This is a genomic window from Collinsella aerofaciens, assembly GCF_040926185.1.
Lineage (GTDB): Bacteria > Actinomycetota > Coriobacteriia > Coriobacteriales > Coriobacteriaceae > Collinsella > Collinsella aerofaciens_BC.
Genome location: NZ_JBCOIQ010000003.1, coordinates 128,086 through 145,119 on the forward strand (window position 1 = coordinate 128,086; position 17,034 = coordinate 145,119).

Annotated in this window: 10 protein-coding genes and 1 pseudogene; all 11 read right to left on the reverse strand. The window is 49.9% G+C overall.

Features of this window, described 5'->3' with window-relative positions; translation table 11 throughout:
* Positions 1-73: 73 nt before the first annotated feature.
* On the reverse strand, positions 74-1,954 hold the full coding sequence (locus tag AB5750_RS02530; protein WP_368145400.1) for a glycosyltransferase: 1,881 nt from the start codon (positions 1,952-1,954) through the stop codon (positions 74-76).
* A gap of 111 nt (positions 1,955-2,065) precedes the next feature.
* Positions 2,066-3,514 carry a sugar nucleotide-binding protein gene (locus tag AB5750_RS02535; RefSeq protein ID WP_368145399.1) on the reverse strand — a complete coding sequence of 483 codons (1,449 nt, stop codon included), beginning with the start codon at positions 3,512-3,514 and terminating at the stop codon, positions 2,066-2,068.
* Between the two features lie 14 nt (positions 3,515-3,528).
* On the reverse strand, positions 3,529-4,548 hold the full coding sequence (gene rfbB / locus AB5750_RS02540) for a dTDP-glucose 4,6-dehydratase (protein ID WP_368145398.1): 1,020 nt from the start codon (positions 4,546-4,548) through the stop codon (positions 3,529-3,531).
* A 12-nt stretch (positions 4,549-4,560) separates the two neighbouring features.
* Positions 4,561-5,460 carry a glucose-1-phosphate thymidylyltransferase RfbA gene (gene rfbA, locus AB5750_RS02545; protein ID WP_368145397.1) on the reverse strand — a complete coding sequence of 300 codons (900 nt, stop codon included), beginning with the start codon at positions 5,458-5,460 and terminating at the stop codon, positions 4,561-4,563.
* Between the two features lie 16 nt (positions 5,461-5,476).
* The gene (locus AB5750_RS02550) at positions 5,477-6,292 is read right to left on the reverse strand and encodes a glycosyltransferase (protein WP_195534814.1); all 816 of its coding nucleotides are present in this window, start codon (positions 6,290-6,292) and stop codon (positions 5,477-5,479) included.
* On the reverse strand, positions 6,285-7,265 hold the full coding sequence (locus AB5750_RS02555; RefSeq protein ID WP_368145396.1) for a glycosyltransferase family 2 protein: 981 nt from the start codon (positions 7,263-7,265) through the stop codon (positions 6,285-6,287). Before AB5750_RS02555 ends, AB5750_RS02550 begins: the two co-directional genes overlap by 8 nt.
* An 11-nt stretch (positions 7,266-7,276) precedes the next feature.
* On the reverse strand, positions 7,277-7,669 hold the full coding sequence (locus AB5750_RS02560) for a GtrA family protein (protein ID WP_118406019.1): 393 nt from the start codon (positions 7,667-7,669) through the stop codon (positions 7,277-7,279).
* Positions 7,670-7,689: 20 nt separating this feature from the next.
* Positions 7,690-9,315: a hypothetical protein gene (locus tag AB5750_RS02565; protein ID WP_368145395.1), complete on the reverse strand. Its 1,626-nt coding sequence runs from the start codon at positions 9,313-9,315 to the stop codon at positions 7,690-7,692.
* A gap of 142 nt (positions 9,316-9,457) precedes the next feature.
* The gene (locus AB5750_RS02570; RefSeq protein ID WP_368145394.1) at positions 9,458-12,622 is read right to left on the reverse strand and encodes a hypothetical protein; all 3,165 of its coding nucleotides are present in this window, start codon (positions 12,620-12,622) and stop codon (positions 9,458-9,460) included.
* A gap of 185 nt (positions 12,623-12,807) precedes the next feature.
* Complete coding sequence (locus AB5750_RS02575) at positions 12,808-15,843, reverse strand: L,D-transpeptidase family protein (RefSeq protein ID WP_368145393.1); 3,036 nt, start codon at positions 15,841-15,843, stop codon at positions 12,808-12,810.
* Between the two features lie 177 nt (positions 15,844-16,020).
* Positions 16,021-17,034 (reverse strand): annotated as a pseudogene (locus AB5750_RS02580) (hypothetical protein); the annotation flags it as partial.

A 17,034-nucleotide genomic window follows, 5' to 3' on the forward strand; every position in this document is an offset into this window, starting at 1 on the left:
TGAACGAAGCACAATTACTCATATGATACAAAAGAATGAGTGGGTCCCACCTTGAAACCCACTCACATGAAGACTACTCCGACGCCTCTTTCAAATACTGTTTCCAGAAATCGATCGAAGTAAAGACATCTCTATACGAAGCGTATTCGGTATAAATCTTATCTTTGTTACGCTTGAATTCCTTCTCGGCTTTACGAAAACGACTCCAAACCTCTTTGAATCGCTTCTTATCCATATGTCTAATGGCACCCTTTTTATTAGGCATATCTACCACAATAAGCGTGTCAACATCCCTAATTTTACCTGCGGGATAAACCCATCCCGCAGCATCAATAACAGCAACCCTACCGTTACGTTTAGCGGAGTCGTTAACAAAACGGTGGCCATTAATGGTCAGATAATCCTTAAATGCCTGCAGCCTAGACCTGTCGCCCCCAAGGCTCAGATTGCCAAAAGTCAGTTGCGTCAAGTCGACACCCAATTCTAGCGCCTGAGGGATGAGCTGCTCGATGGGAATCAATTGTTCCCTTTCACGATTTGCCGCCATAAAACGGGATTCAGCGACAGGATGAGAAATCCACTCCGGACCTCTCAAAAAATCTTCAAGACCTTTTACGGCAAGAGCAGCTTCATCGTAATTAAATTTCTTCAAGTCGAGCTCAACTTCACGACGAATCTCATAAAGAAAATCAGAGAGAGGCGCAGCGCCAGTTGTCGCCTGACTGATTAGCGTATTTCGGCTTACCTGATAACGCTCCACGGCAGCACTATACTTAAACTTAAAGGAATTATGCCAAACGCAGATACCATTCATGGACATGAACTTGGGCTTGCAGCGAAGCGCGTACTCGGCGTCATCTGAACGAACAAATAAAGGCAAAGGCAGCCCCTCGCGCTCAATCGTTGCGGTAGGTATAACGCAATACCACCAGCCAGCATACTGTTGGGCAGTGTCCTCATAAAGGCCAGTTGGGGCCTTATATATCTCGGTCTCAACGACATCATGAAGTGAGGTCATATAGCCTGCAGGCTTAAGGGGAGAAAAAGTTCCCTTAGCAGTAAAGAACCCTAAATCCTCGGTACGCAAATTGGGCTCTTCCAAGCTCATCATGGCACCCGATAAAAAGGCCTCAGCATATTCTTCTTTGAGAAGAGAGAGCAGGTTGAAAGTGCGGATAAAACTCTCGGGAAGAACCTCGACATCATCGTCCATCAGGAGAACATGAGTCGCTTTAGGATTCTGCTCAAGTGACTCAATCATCCCCCGAGCAAAACCACCAGACCCGCCCACATTAGGATTTGGATGAACAGTAACACGCGATGAATCCAGGTTTGCACTATTCAGCGAACGGCCATTATCAATAATGTGTACGTGGAAATGATCAGCAATCTCTTCATCAGAATCAATAATGTTCTTTTGTAAAAGAGATACGTTACGGACAATATAGTCTTCTTTTTTAAACGTAGTAGTTGCAAGTGCTAGCTCAACTGGATGAATATCCAGTTCTTCACAATCGCAATAATAATACGCATTCCGAATATTAACAGGGCCTTCAGTACTGATATTAAAAGCGTGCAGAATCTCTCCCTCACAAAGGGAGAGTTCGATTTCAGCTGTACTCCATTCATCGGATCGTTGCAAACTAACCGCAGAGCCATCAATTGTAGAAGGAATCCAAGAATAATTATTTGCATACGTCTGCTGAAGCGTTAAGGCGGAGCCGCAATACTCGATATGAAGATAAAACGCCTTTGCAGTAGTGTATTTTCGCCACTTATTAATGGATAGCGCATTAAAATATGTTGTGAAATCAACATTGGTCGATTTCATGATTTCAATAGCGTCATTCGAAGTTGGAATAACGAGACCCTCCGTTGCCCTATAGCAAAGCAATGGATACTGCAACATCGCATCAGATCCGTTAAAAATCAAATTTGCAAGTTTAAAATGCATTGAAAACCATCCAAAAAATTCCTGGTGCAACTTGGCAAAATGGCATAAATGCCCATGGCATTGTCTGCATTCTCACTGATTTTAAGAATGCAAACAATGTACTAAAGGCATCTAATCAAAATGAAGTTTTAGCTCTTCCTCCCAGTCGGGCATATGGAACCCAATCGACTCGAGCCTGGAAAGGTCGAGCGCGGAGTGGACCGGGCGCGGGGCGATGGGGCCCTCGGCGCCGGCGTAGTAGTCTGCGGTCGATACCGGCACGACCCTGTCGCCGTTGCCGTTGGCGGCCTCGAAGACGGCGCGGGCGATGTCGGCCCAGGACCTGACCGCACCCGAGCCGGTGCAGTCATAGGTGCCGTAGGGGGCGTGCGTCCCCAGCACGTGGAAGATGGCCTCCGCCATGTCGCGCGTGAAGGTCAGGCGGCCCAGCTGGTCGTCCACGACGGTGACCTTGTCCAGTTTGTCATCCGGGTCGGCGACGCGGTCTGAGAGCGCCTTCATCGTCTTGACGAAGTTGTGGCCCTCGCCTATGACCCAGGAGCTGCGCATGATGTAGTGGCGCGGGCACCCCGCCACGGCGATGTCGCCGGCGGCCTTGGTCTGGCCGTAGACGGACAGCGGGGAGAAGGGCTCCTCCTCGTCGTGGACCTCGGCCGTGCCGTCGAAGACGTAGTCGGAGGACACGTGGACCAGGGTGATGCCGTGCTCCGCGCAGGTGCGGGCGAGAAGCGCCGGCCCGGTGGCGTTGGCCTTCCAGGCGGTGGCGCGGCCCTCGGGGGTCTCGGCTTTATCCACGGCCGTGTAGGCGCCGCAGTTGATGACCGTGCCGTAGAGCGACCAGTCGTACTTGGAGTAGGCCGCCGGGTCGGACATGTCGAAGGTGTCGATGTCGCAGAAGTCGAAGTCCTTGGCGACGCCGCGCTCCTCGGCCAGCGCGCGCACCGCGCGGCCCAGCTGGCCGTCGCAGCCGGTGACGAGGGTGCGCCTCGGCGCCATGGGGACGACGTCCTTCAGCATCGGGTGGCTGAGGTCGGCGTCGGATACGGTGGCCTGGTCGAGAGGGATCGGCCACTCGATGGCGAGCTCCGGGTCGGCGAGGTTCACGAAGGTGTAGGTCCTCTTGAGCTCCAGCGACCAGTGGGCGTCCACCAGGTAGGTGTAGGCGGTGCCGTCCTCGAGCGCCTGGAAGGAGTTTCCCACGCCGCGCGGGACGTAGATGGCCTTGGAGGGGTCCAGCACGGTCGTGTAGACCTTGCCGTAGGTGGCGCTGCCCTCGCGCAGGTCCACCCAGGCGCCGAAGACGCTGCCGCGGGCCACGGAGATGAACTTGTCCCAGGGCTCGGCGTGGATGCCGCGGGTGACGCCGCGGCTGTCGTTGTAGGAGATGTTGTTCTGGACGACCTTTAGGTCCGGGATGCCCAGGGCGCACATCTTGGCGCGCTGCCAGTTCTCCTTGAACCAGCCGCGCGAGTCGCCGTGGACGGCGAGGTCGACGACCCTGAGGCCCCCGATGCCGGTCTCGGTGACCTTCAGGTCCTTCTCGAATGCGATGTCTGCCATAGGTCCATCCCCTCCTACTGGCCCTGTGCGCGGTATCTGGCCTCGGTGGCCTCCTTGGCCGGGCGCCACCAGGACTCGTTCTCGACGTACCAGTCGATCGTCTGCTTCAGGCCCCCGGCGAAGTCGGTGTGCGCCGGCCTCCAGCCCAGCTCGCGCTGGAGCTTGGTGCTGTCGATGGCGTAGCGGCGGTCGTGGCCGGGGCGGTCGGCGACCCAGTCGAAGTCCCCGGGGTCGCGGCCCATGGCCGTGAGGATCATGCGCAGGACGGTGATGTTGTCCCTCTCGCCGTCGGCGCCGATGAGGTAGGTCTCCCCCATGCGGCCCCTGGTGAGGATGTCCCAGACGGCCGAGGAGTGGTCCTCGGTGTGGATCCAGTCGCGGACGTTCTCGCCGCGGCCGTAGAGCTTGGGGCGGACGCCGTCGATGATGTTCGTGATCTGCCTGGGGATGAACTTCTCCACGTGCTGGTAGGGGCCGTAGTTGTTGGAGCAGTTGGAGATCGTGGTGCGGAGCCCGTAGGTGCGGGTCCACGCGCGCACGAGCATGTCGGAGCTGGCCTTGGTGCTCGAGTACGGCGAGGACGGGTGGTACGGCGTCTCCTCGGTGAACTTGGCGGGGTCGTCGAGCGCCAGGTCGCCGTAGACCTCGTCGGTGGAGACGTGGTGGTAGCGGACGCCGTGCTTGCGGACGGCCTCCAGAAGTCGGAAGGTGCCCTCCACGTTGGTGCGCAGGAAGGGCTCGGGGTCGGCGATGGAGTTGTCGTTGTGGCTCTCGGCGGCGTAGTGCACGATGGCGTCGTGGCCCGGGACGATGCGGTCGAGCAGGGCGGCATCGCAGATGTCGCCCACGACGAGCTCCACTCGGTCGGAGGGCAGCCCCGCGATGTTCTCGGGGTTGCCGGCGTAGGTCAGCTTGTCCAGGACGGTGACGTGGACGCCCGGGTGGTTGTCGACCACGTAGTGCACGAAGTTGCTGCCGATGAAGCCGCAGCCGCCCGTGACGATGATGTTCCTGGGTTCAAAGATATCGGACATGAGGGGTTTCTCCTAGTACTCGCGCGGGCTGTTGACGATCTCGCCGGCGGCGACCTTCTTCAGGTGCTGCCCGTAAACCGACTTGCCGTAGGCCTTCGCGGCCTCCTCCAGCTCGGCGGTCGTGATCCAGCCGTTCTCCCAGGCGATCTCCTCGGGGACCGACACGGGCAGGTCCTGGGAGTGCTCCACGGCGCGGACGAACTCCGCGGCCTCGTGGAGGCTCTCCATGGTGCCGGTGTCCAGCCACGCGTAGCCGCGGCCCAGGGTCACCACGGACAGCGTCCCCTCCTCCAGGTACATCCGGTTGAGGTCGGTGATCTCCAGCTCCCCGCGGGCCGACGGCTTGACCTCATGCGCCTTGGCGGCGACGTCGCCCGGGTAGAAGTACAGGCCGGTGACGGCGTAGGAGCTCTTGGGCTGGGCGGGCTTCTCCTCGATGGAGACGGCACGGCCCTCGCCGTCGAACTCCACGACGCCGAAGCGCTCGGGGTCGTCCACGTGGTAGCCGAAGACCGTGGCGCGGCCCGACTCGGCGTTCTGGACGGCGCGCGTCAGGTGGCGCGAAAGGCCGTTGCCGTAGAAGATGTTGTCGCCGAGCACAAGGGCGCACGGCTCGCCGGCGATGAACCCCTCGCCGATGGTGAAGGCCTGGGCCAGGCCGTCGGGGCTCGGCTGCTCGGCGTAGGAGAGGTTCACGCCGTAGCGCGAGCCGTCCCCGAGCAGGCGCTCGAAGTTGGGAAGGTCCGTCGGCGTGGAGATGACCAGGATGTCCCGGATGCCCGCCAGCATGAGGGTGGACAGCGGGTAGTAGATCATGGGCTTGTCGTAGACCGGCAGCAGCTGCTTGGAGGTCACGAGCGTGAGCGGGTACAGGCGCGTGCCGGACCCGCCTGCGAGGATGATGCCTTTCATTCAATCACTTCCAAAGTCAGTGAACGGAAAAATAAATCCGTTTAGCAATGTTCCTGATTGAGAGCGACAATTTACGAGCGGTTAAATCAACCGACGATATATTGATACCATCGAGTGAACAGATTGCTCGCACAAAATCAAACTCATCGCGTTTCAATTGCTCTTTTTTATCCTTAAAAAGTGAGTTCGTAGTAGATTCGTTGCACACTCTAAAATAGGAATAAATTGAGTCTAGATAGCAGACATCACTATTAAGTGATAGACGAATCCAATACTCCCAATCAGGGGAGTAACACAAAGAATCATTAAAGGGTCCAACCTTTTGCCAGCAATCTCTACGAAACATGACATTAGAAGGCTCTCCATAGATATTATGAGTTCGAAATGTCTTGCGGGCAAAATCAGAGCCTTTTAAAACCATATCCCGCTTAAAAGGTCTCCTCTTCATTGTAATGGCACCATTCGAATCAATAACACATGAAGCGCTGAAGCAGAGGGAGCACTTTGGATTAGCATCCAGTGCTGCAACCTCAGACTCAAGAGCCCCGGGTAACAAAATATCATCCTGAAAGAGGAAATGAATATACTCGCCAGAAGATTTCTCAATGGCATTATTCCAGTTTCCAACAAGACCGAGATTACTGGCGTTTCTAAATACCTTAATTCGAGAATCCGTTAGCTTGGAAACAATCTCAAATGTTCCATCAGTTGACTGATCATCGAAAATTAATAATTCGAAATCGCGGAAAGACTGGCTTAACACCGAATCAATTGCCTTCAAAATGTACTTAGCACCATTAAAACAAGGCATCAACACACTAACTTTAGGCATCCTTGTCCTCCTTATCGGACAAAAATTCCTCAATAAAATAGCGAGGACGATGCTTCGTCTCCATATAAGTCTTTCCAACGTACTCGCCGATGACACCCAAAGCCAAAAGTTGAAGTCCGCCAAGACACCAAATTGACATAATAATGCTTGTCCAGCCAACTTGTACATCGCCAATAAAATGACCAATTAAAAGATATACAAGTGCAAATAAACTAAAAATAGAAATGATTAAACCGGTGAGAGTAATTATCCTAATCGGTTTAGTACTAAAAGACGTTATACCTTCAAAAGCAAATGACAGCATTTTACCGAGCGTGTATTTAGATTCGCCGGCAAACCGTTTCCCTCGCGAATAATACACGCAGCAAGATTTGAAACCAACTAAAGGAACCAAACCACGAAGAAATAGATTAACCTCACGGAATTGAGACAATGCAAGAACAGCACGCTTGGACATCAATCTATAGTCAGCATGGTTATAAACAGCATCGACACCCAACGAAGACTGTAAGCGATAAAAAGACTGTGCGGTAAAACGTTTTAGAAAGGAATCACTAGAACGATCATTTCGTACACCATATACAACTTCATAGCCTTCGCGAGCTCTTGAAACCATTTCATCAAGCGCATTGATATCATCTTGTAAATCAGCGTCCATCGATGCTATTAAATCAGCAAACTCCGCTGCCTTGTGCAACCCAGAAAGTAAAGCCTTCTGATGGCCACAATTCCTAGAGAGCTTAAGTCCACAGAATAAGGAATTAGACTGATGAAGACTTTCGATGATCTCCCAAGTCTTATCGGATGACCCATCGTCAACTAACAAAACCTTACTGTTCTCATTAATCTGAGACAATTTTACTAAAGTGGAAAACTTCTCAAAAAGCCTTTTAGAGGTTTCCCGCAAAACGCTCTCCTCGTTATAACAAGGAACCACGAGATAGAGAATCGGCAATATGTCCATCTTTGTCATGCAAGCACCTATCACTTAAATGCCCAATACTTACTTAAAATATAATTAAGAGGATAAGTTACAAACAAGTTAAGCAGTGGACCAAGAATAGAAGAAATTCCAAGCACACTAACCCAAAAGTACAAAAGGATGTTGTTGATAATCAATCCAGTAAAAGCACTCGAAGCAAGTAGCTTGGAAAAACTTGAAATAAGTGAACTCAAATCCGATCTCTCATTATCAAAAACATATTTATTGTTCCAATAGAAGGAATTGATGACACCAGCAAAATATGAAACTATATTGGCGACAATATAGTTCACTCCAATAAAAAGGAGTGCCGCGTAGACTAAGTAAGAAACGATTGTATTTGAAAGTCCAACAATCGAAAACTTCAGAAATTGAATCACCGAATCTCGTTTCATTAAAGACCCTTTTCCTACTGTTATCTATAAAGGACATAAACAAAACAAGAGGTTCCATCATCGATTTGAGTATATCCGGGCAGTTTTTTAAAACCACTATATCCTAGTTCATCTTTCAGTTGAGAAAGAACCTCTTCTTCGCAGTCGTGATTATTCATGTAAACAACCAGATCATCAGAATCAATATAATTTCTATCGCAAAAACTGCTAATAGCTTTCTGATCAGGAATCAGCGCATGAATGCGAGACAATTTGGCAACTTCTAATAGCTTCGCAGTGAGCTGATAGTAATCATAAGAGACAAAGAGCCCCGTTGAACCCGCGTACTTCTCTACTGCGGCTTCATTGTCAGCAGATTTCGGATATAAATACAAAGCATTGGAAGAAAAGAAAACAGAATCTGCAGCAATAATTGAGCAAACAAATACAGCAGAAACTAAAATAGTCCCCCGAAAATTGAAATCAGTATTATTTCTATAGCGAATTTGCAAATATCTAAATAGATACAAGAACATTCCAAATCCAAATAACAGTAATCCTGGATATGCCAAGCATGTGTATCTTGACGAAGTAAAAGGAGATACATAGCAAGCTGTGACGTAAAAAACAAGGGATGAATTAAATAATAAAACTATATAAATCGACTCAGGATGCTCACGATTAATTTTTTTATTCCATAGCAAGTAGAAACAAAGGGCAATTGACAAACAGAAGCAGGCAATCAAAAGAAGCCTTGATCCGAAGAACAAATCAACGGACGACGACCCTAGAAATTGCCAAATTCGTCTTAGTAATACCATTACCCCTGATTGCGATGAGGCCGATTCGACATAGTGATTCCCAAACATGTTGCTTAATGCTGGAGGAAATATGATAAATGACAGACAAACCGATAAGACAATCGTGACTCCATATTTAAAGGAGAACCTCCACCCTTTTCTTGCCCAAAAATAAATAGTAAAAAAACAGGAAACAAAAAAGAGATAAATATAGAAATAGAAATGAGTTAAAAACCCCAATAAAGAAATAACAAATAGGCGGAAATAAACCGATCGATTGGCGAAGGAAGCATTAAACATATCGAATAACGCATCAAGAAATGCTAGGGCAAGTGTCACCAATAACAGATACATTCGAATGTAGGTCACTAGATTTAACGCTATGGGACAGAAAGCCCAAAGAGCCATTAAAATTAGGGCGACTGGCTTACTCTGAAACACTTTGTAAGAAAGCTTAAATAAAAATACTAAGCTGAGTGAATAGAAACATAGATTAGGAACCAAGCCAAACCATTTGCTAAATTCATTCGGAAACAGTGAGCAAACGGTATGAATAATGAAAAAATAGAGAGGAGGATGTGCGTCATTACTCAGATTATATAAAACCGAATCAAACCGAAACACATGCCCTGTATCAACTGTCAAATAAGACTGAATGAACGTAGGATCCATCCAGTTGGCATCCATATTGTTTTCCCAAAAAATATGTGGAAAATAAAAACTATTCGAGAGACCGAAAGTCCACAGCTCGTCAACATGAAACCCTGTTTTCAAATTGCAATAATAAATTGCGACTAATAACGCAGCCACAAACATTACAGCAAATAAAACGCCATAAAACTTGCATCGTTTTGCACATGAATTCATAAACGAGTCCCTATAATTAATTAGTAGCTAAACTAAAGGAGTTTACGAAAAATCATAAACTCCTTCAAGATTAAACTAATACAGTTGGACTAAACCACTGAATTACTGCAATAGCGGATAGATGATAGACTTGCATCACTTACTATTTATCAACCAACTTAACCTCAATCGCTTCCATATGTAGGGCCTCTCCAGTTGTACCTGCGCACTCGCCCGATTTAACCCAATCGAGCCAACCCTTACCCTGCACATGCGCCCTATAGACAACGTCATAATGCTTGGCGAGATCACCCGTAAGCTTAATTTCTACAGCTTCAATAGAAAGAGACTTACCCGTGGTGCCGGCCAGCTTGCCGTTCTTGACCCACTTTTGCCAGCCGATATTCTGAACATGAGCTCGATATTCGATGTTACCGGAATACCCGAGTTCGGGCTTGCTAATAGCCAACGCCTCAACAGCAAGATTTCGACCAGTTGTGCCCGCCGTCATGCCCTCATAAACAGGTTCCTGCCAACCAAGATTTGAAACATGAGCCGTTATTGAAAAAGTTTTCTGAATAGAGGGCTGACTCGTATCCCCTGGTGCAGGCGAACCCTTTTCAACCAAAACGACCTGGTATGCCTCGAGCCTCAAGCCAAACCCAGTCGTTCCGGCAACTTGATCATTGCAGGCCCAACCGAGCCAACCCTTATCCTGAACATGGGCTCGGTAGTAAACGTCGTAGCGATTTGCCATCTCGCCAGTAAGGCGAATTTGAATAGCCTGGACAGACTTGCTCTGGCCCGTAGTGCCGGAGACCTCCCCCTCTTTCGCATAATCTTGCCAACCGTAATCGGAAACATGCGTCCTGTACTCCAAGCCACCATCGTAGGGAGCATTCTGCAGGTTAAGAGTAACGGCCTCGACAGCTTTTGACTGGCCAACGGTACCAGAAGCATTTCCACCCTTGGAGGCCGATTGCCAGCCGTCATTCGAAACATGCGAAGTTGCCAACACGTCAAGAGGTCCTCGTGACACCTTAACAACGTCGTAGCCCGACTCGCCCTTCTTGAAATAAGTCAGAGCACCGCTATTGTGCGAATAGATCGCAAAGTCATAATTTGCCGAAGCAAGTATAGAATCCGAAAACTCTACGAGATAGCAAGAATCTCCCTGTTTGCAAAGGGATCTGATAGCAGCATCCGTGTCTTCGGTAATCGGAGAAGCAAACCAATCCATAATTGAATAATCGATGACGGCACCCGGCTTCAAGGCCTCGGCCTTCGCGGAATTCCAAAGTCCACCAGCAGCATCGGCACTGGCCGAGTTATACGTACTAGACCCATAACCAGAAAGACCGATCTCCGGATTAAAGAAGAGAATCAGCTCTGCAGCAACGGAAGAATCGACATCGGTAATGCCAAGACGGTCAAGCTGTTCCTGCTTTTGGGGATACATACCCGTCGGTGTGTTTGGATGCCCCTTGTAATAATACAAATAGTCATCGCCATAGATAACTTCGGTCAAATTGGCATAGTCGTCAAAATTCTGCTCGTAAGAAACGTACGTTCCAAGCAGCATCATCACCTTTTTGCCCTGTTGAGTCGCTGCATCAAAATAACCATCGTTAAAGTTGTACAGGGCCTTAAACGCTTGGACTGTATCCTCTCCCCTATTCTGCAGGCTCGTAAGCATGCTCGAAACGTTCATCTTCTTAACGTTAGGATCGGATGCAATCTTATTCGCAAAGGCATTATCGTCACCACTCGTAAACAGATTCGTTCGAGTCATCCACCACTGAGTGTCAGGCTCAATACTCAGCACGGCATACATAGAATCCCAGTGATCGTGATAATCGCTATACGACTTTGAGACCTCACCGGTTTCGTATTCCTTATTCTTTGCAGCGTTCCATAGAGCAATCAGCTCCGCTTGCTTAGAATCCGGATCCTTAACGTCGAAGGCCGCGTTGGTAAAGACATATGTGGCAGATCCATCGGACAACAGCCGAATGGAGTATTGACCAGCGGGAATCTTATTGGCGTAAATCATCCTATGGATCAACGAGCAGGTGATGTCATTGATATACAGATTGAACTTTGCCTTGGGATTGATCTTGTAGAGCGCAGCGACATAATCCGCGAACGCCTGATAGCTCGAACTGGAAGCATTCTCCTCATGAGTCAGGTACGGAAGACCATACATCCCGGATGGAAGCGAGTTCCAGTTATAGGCACTTGGGCGATCGAGCATTACGATTGACGGAATGCTCGTTCCAGCAGAAGAGGTGCTGATATCCCAGAAAGCTAGCGAATAGAGAACAACGGGGAAAGAAGCGCTCAAAGGAGCAAGGTTGTACTCGCTCGCAGAAATGCCAATTGACTGATGATCCTCGTGAACGATATTTCCATTCTTCAAATACTGCAACGTAACGTCAAACGGACCATAATCGCTAAAATCAATTACACTGGAGCTAGAGCCCAGATCTCCGAGTGCAATCGTGCTTGAGACGGAACGGGTGACCCTCCCTCCATACGACATGGAGCCTGCTACCTTTATCGAATCAGCGATACCGAGTCGTTTTATATCCTCGACCTGCGGAATATTCAGGGTTACTTTAGTCGTCTCCCCAACCTGAGAAAGAGAGCAATTAAAGACATACGGGACATAGGCACCAGCGGTATCGCCAGGCGCCGCGTCACCCTTCTTTACAATGACGATCTGTATTGCTTCAACGGCATAAGACCAACCGGTGGTTCCAGCAGTCGACCCATTTGAGGTCCATCCAAGCCAGCCGAAATTAGAAGCATGAACGCGATAATACAGGTCATAAGAAGCTGCCCTGTCACCCGTCAACTTGAGCTCGACGGCTTCAATCTGAAGGCCCTTTCCCGTCGTGCCGGAGACAGCTCCATTAGAAACCCAATCCTGCCAGCCTTCATTTTGAACATGAGAGCGGTATTCGATACCAAGGTCCTCTGAATTCGGGAGGGAAACCCTGAGCGCCTCAAGCCTACGAGACTGGCCAGTTGTGCCAGAGATCGAGCCATTCGATGTAAACGTCGGCTCCCAGCCAATGCCTGAAATGTGAGATTTATAGTTGACATCCGGGACCGCCTCTTTGGGCTCCATGGCAACATCAAACGAAGGCGCCGTTTCATCGGCTACAACAGCAGTTTGATCCGAGGGGTCGGATTGGGTCTCTGGGACGGATTCATATTCGTTGGAACCAACATTTTGATCTGCCCAACAAGCCAAAGGGCTCAAAAGCAGCATCGACATGAAGCAGGAAATCAGAACAATAAATGCTCTAAATTGCCTTTTCAAAAGAATCGCCTCCTAGATAGACAGCCGTCAATAACCATACTATCGGGAGTTAGCTTCATTAATGCCACCAATTAGGTGAACGAAGAAAAAGGAGCCTTGTCCAACGGCAAGGGCCCTTTCCTGTTGCCAAGACTGCGGCAACAGGAAAGGGCCCTCTAACAAGCTCTCGTCGCTTACGAGAATGGCTAGTAGATTACCACCTTGGTAGCAAGGGGCACGTTATCCCAAATCCATTTAGCGCGATCGATGGGCAAACGCACGCAGCCTTGTGAAATATGCATTCCCATTCGGCTGTCCATGGGATTAAAAGTTCCCTGGTAGTACGGTATTGAATGGAACAGGTAGTCCCCATAAAACTGCGTGTAGTAGTAGCAGGTATACCCATGTCCAAACGAGTAGCCCTTGCCGGTGACGGTATACTCACCCGTAGGCGTTGGAGTACTAGGGGCGCCGGTAGAGCAAGTCCAGTATTGAGCGTAACTCCACGACCCGCGCTGTCCACGAAAAACTCCAAGGCGGCATGCTTGCCTGTCAACCATAATGAGCCAGCTTGTATTGCTCGAATATCTATTAGCCCGATTAAGCATAGTCATCATATCTGCCGGCAACAAAGGCTGGTCAGTAAACGGACGCGCAGTAGAGCCGGGAGCACCAGCGCCCTTGGGAACAATTTTCACTTGAACAGACTCGACTCTGCAGCCTATCCTAGACGTACCCGCAGGCTGCCCATTTGAGGTCCAGTCGAGCCACCCAAAGTCTTGGCAATATGCTCGATACCAAACATCAAAGTAGTTCGATAAATCACCGGTTAACCTAATCTTTAGAGCCTCGATACGCTTTGCACAGCCAACTGTGCCAGCGACATTCCCATTAGAAGTCCAGCCTTGCCAGCCCACATCCTGCACATGGGCGGAGTACTCAATACCGCCCGATACACTACTTGAGACATTCGACTTCAGTGCCTCAATAGCAAGCGATCTACCAGTTGTGCCAGCAACACCACCGTTGCCAACGGGATTCATCCAACCGAGCGTGGCGACATGCGCCTGGAGCGTTAGAGCTGGAGCCGAGATAAATGCGGGCGCAGACGATGCACCAGGATTTCCGCCCTTCACTACAAGCTTTATTTGGACAGCCTCTATCTGGATATTTAACCCGGTAGTTCCAGCGGAATCGCCGTTTTTGGCCCAACCCAACCAACCATAACCAGCCGAATGAACTCGATAGAAAATGTCATACTGATTCGCCAGGGGACCATTTATGCGCAGTTCAAGAGCCTGAATGGCCAACCCTTGTCCAACGGTCCCAACATAACCGGCAGACCGCCATTCCTGCCAACCAATATTGGCAACATGGGCTCGTGCCTCAATAAGAGAGCCATCATCCACACCGGCCAGCGACACATTCAGAGCTTGAAGCGAAAGCGATTTTCCCGTTGTGCCGGCATCCTGCCCATCTAAAACAGATGGAGACCACCCACGATTAGCGGAATGGGCCTGATAAACAACATGAGTGCAATCGGCGGAAGTATCGGAAACAAACGCTCCGTCCGTTACTCCGGGCGCGCCACTGCCTTTACCGATAATCTTTACTTCGACAGCCTTAAGAAATGAACCCGGTATCGTTGCTCCCGCATCCGCGCCATTACACGCCCAACCAAGCCATCCTTTTTTGGAGTCAAAACACCGATACCAAACGTCATAGGCATTAGACAAATCACCAGTAAGAGTCAATCTCACAGCCTTTAAAACACGCCCATCGTTTTTAGAGGTAAGCGCAGCACCGTCAGAAACAACGCCGCTCCATCCATTAAATTCATAGCAGCCTGAATAACCGATTGAACCTGAAGTCTCTTGATTATCAAACGAGATAGAAAGCGAGGTCAAAGGTTCAGAGCCACTCTCAGAACCCATTAAAATCGTTTTACCCTGCACAGTGCCCGAGCTATTGCCATTAAGGCTATACGAACTGCCACTCAGAACATCCGTAGCTCCAATGAAATGGTTCAACGTATCGCCGGGAGCAGAGCCGCCCTTTTCAACCAACAAAACCTGAATACCCTGAATGGCAGCACCTTTCCCCACCGAGCCCGCAGGAGACCCATTGGACGTCCAGCCCAGCCATCCGCCCAATTTGGGAGCATACACACGGTACCAAATGTCGTAAGTTGCAGATATCTCGTCATTCAGCTTAAACTGAACGGCCTCAATGGACCGAGACTGCCCGGTCGTGCCAACAGTACCTGAAGACCAGCTTTGCCAACCAATGCCAGAGACGTGCGCGCGAGAGGAAATAGAGCCTCCGTGGCCATACCAATTAACACTAAGCGACAGTCCCTCAATTGCATTTGTTGAGTCAATGACCCCCGATGTCTTTCCGTTCGCGACAACACCCATCCATCCAACATTGGAGACATGAGATCGATAGGAAACGGTAGGCGGTTCCTGGGAATGGTCCCTAAAGGCATCGCCTCGCGCTGGCGCATCTTGAGCATTTTTTGGAAGCACCTTTATCTGAATAGCTTCGACCTGATAAGCATAGCCCTGTGTTCCAGCAGGCTCACCATTCGAGGCCCAGCCAAGCCAACCAACATTTGCAGAATGAACGCGATACCAAATGTCATACGATTCAGAAAGACCGCCCGACAAAGATAGCTTGATCGCCTCGATGGCTCGCGACTGTCCAACTGCTCCAGATGTCTGCCCGTTACCCACCGGCTGAGACTCCCAGCCGATCCCGGAAATATGAGATTGGACCGAAATGCTGTCACTCCCCAAAGGGGTGCCATCTTGTGAAAGCAGATTGATCTTTAGGGCTTCGACGCGCTTAGCACGACCTGTTGTACCAGCCGTCATTCCATTTGAAACGGGAGTTTGCCAGCCAATATCCTGTACATGAGTCTGGTATGAAACAGAGCCAAAGACAGCGGATACATCATTTTCGGGTTTCGCCGAATCAATTGCATTGGAGGCAGGCTCGCTAGAAACGGATGAGGGAGAATCATTGTCTGACACAGTCGGCTGCTCGACTTCAACCCCCTGCTGTTCATCATTTAGGACGAAACTCTCGTCTTCCGAGCTGCTGGCGGCGCTATTGGAATAATCAGTAGACTCCGGCTGCACCGGTAAAGAATCAGCCCAGACAGAAAGGGGCGTCAGAAGACACTGAAGAATCAGTAATGGCGTCATTGCCGTTGCTAGCAGTCGTTGCGTCTTTTTCATTCGACTCCCCCATCAATCGACCATCTTTAGCATCATTATTTATCGTTTCGGCAATTGCTTAAATAACGAAAACGTGAATGGCACTTAAATAGAAACGAACGGACCGTTGCAAAACGGCCCGTTCGTTTTAACCAGAGTAACTGCTAAAACCCGTGCGAAAACATGACTTTCGATCAGCTATGCAAGCGGCACGTTGTCATACCAACCCCACTTTGGCTTATATGAGGTGGAATAATAATCCAGCCAGTACGCCATATCGAGCGTCCTGATCTGACCGACATTATCCATAACCTGGTTATTGCCAATATAGAGACAAACGTGACCGTAAATGCTGCCCATGCGGGTATGCGTATGCGAAGGAACGGCAATGACCATTCCGACTTTCAGCTGAGAATAGTCGGTGAATTTACAATAATCCCAGTAGTAATCGCAGGCATCTGTATGGACGTTCCTAAATCCGGCACGCTCGTAGATATCTGCAATCCACTCGGAGCACAATCCCGGGCCAGGAGACGGTACCTGTCGGGCAAGATCTACAATCTTCTTCTGCATGGGATTTGCAAATGCAGAAGGCTGCCCAAGCAAACACGGCGAAACGGTGCTCCCGGGGGCATTGGCGCCCTTCCTTGTAAGTCGAACTTGGACAGCTTGGACATGCATCCCATAGCCAGTGCTACCGGCAACGGCACCATTTTTAGTCCAACCAAGCCAACCGACATTATCAACATGGACCCTATACCAAACATCAAAATAGGTTGCCAAGTCACCAGAAAGAGAAATTTTAATAGCCTCAACCGAATTAGTTTCAGCAGTAGACGAAAGCTGCTCCCCGTTTGTCTTGCCAGAAGTCCAGCCAACATTCGAAAGATGCAGTTGATATTTAATCCCGCCGGCAACAGATGAAGTAGTTTTAGCCGAAAACCCGGTGATGGAAATTCCCTGACCAGTTGTACCGGACACCTCTCCGGCCGAGACAGAATTCTGCCAAGCGCCTTTCACCTGAGAGGAATATGTCACCGAAGGTATTTCAAGATGGGAATATCCCGATGTATCAGGATGGGAAGCACCCTTCTTAATGAGCTTAATCTGAACAGCCTCGAGAGAGCACGACATACCGGTGGTGCCGGCCTCCTCGCCGTCCTTGGCCCAGGCCATCCAGCCGATGTTGGAGGCGTGCACGCGGTAGTAGAC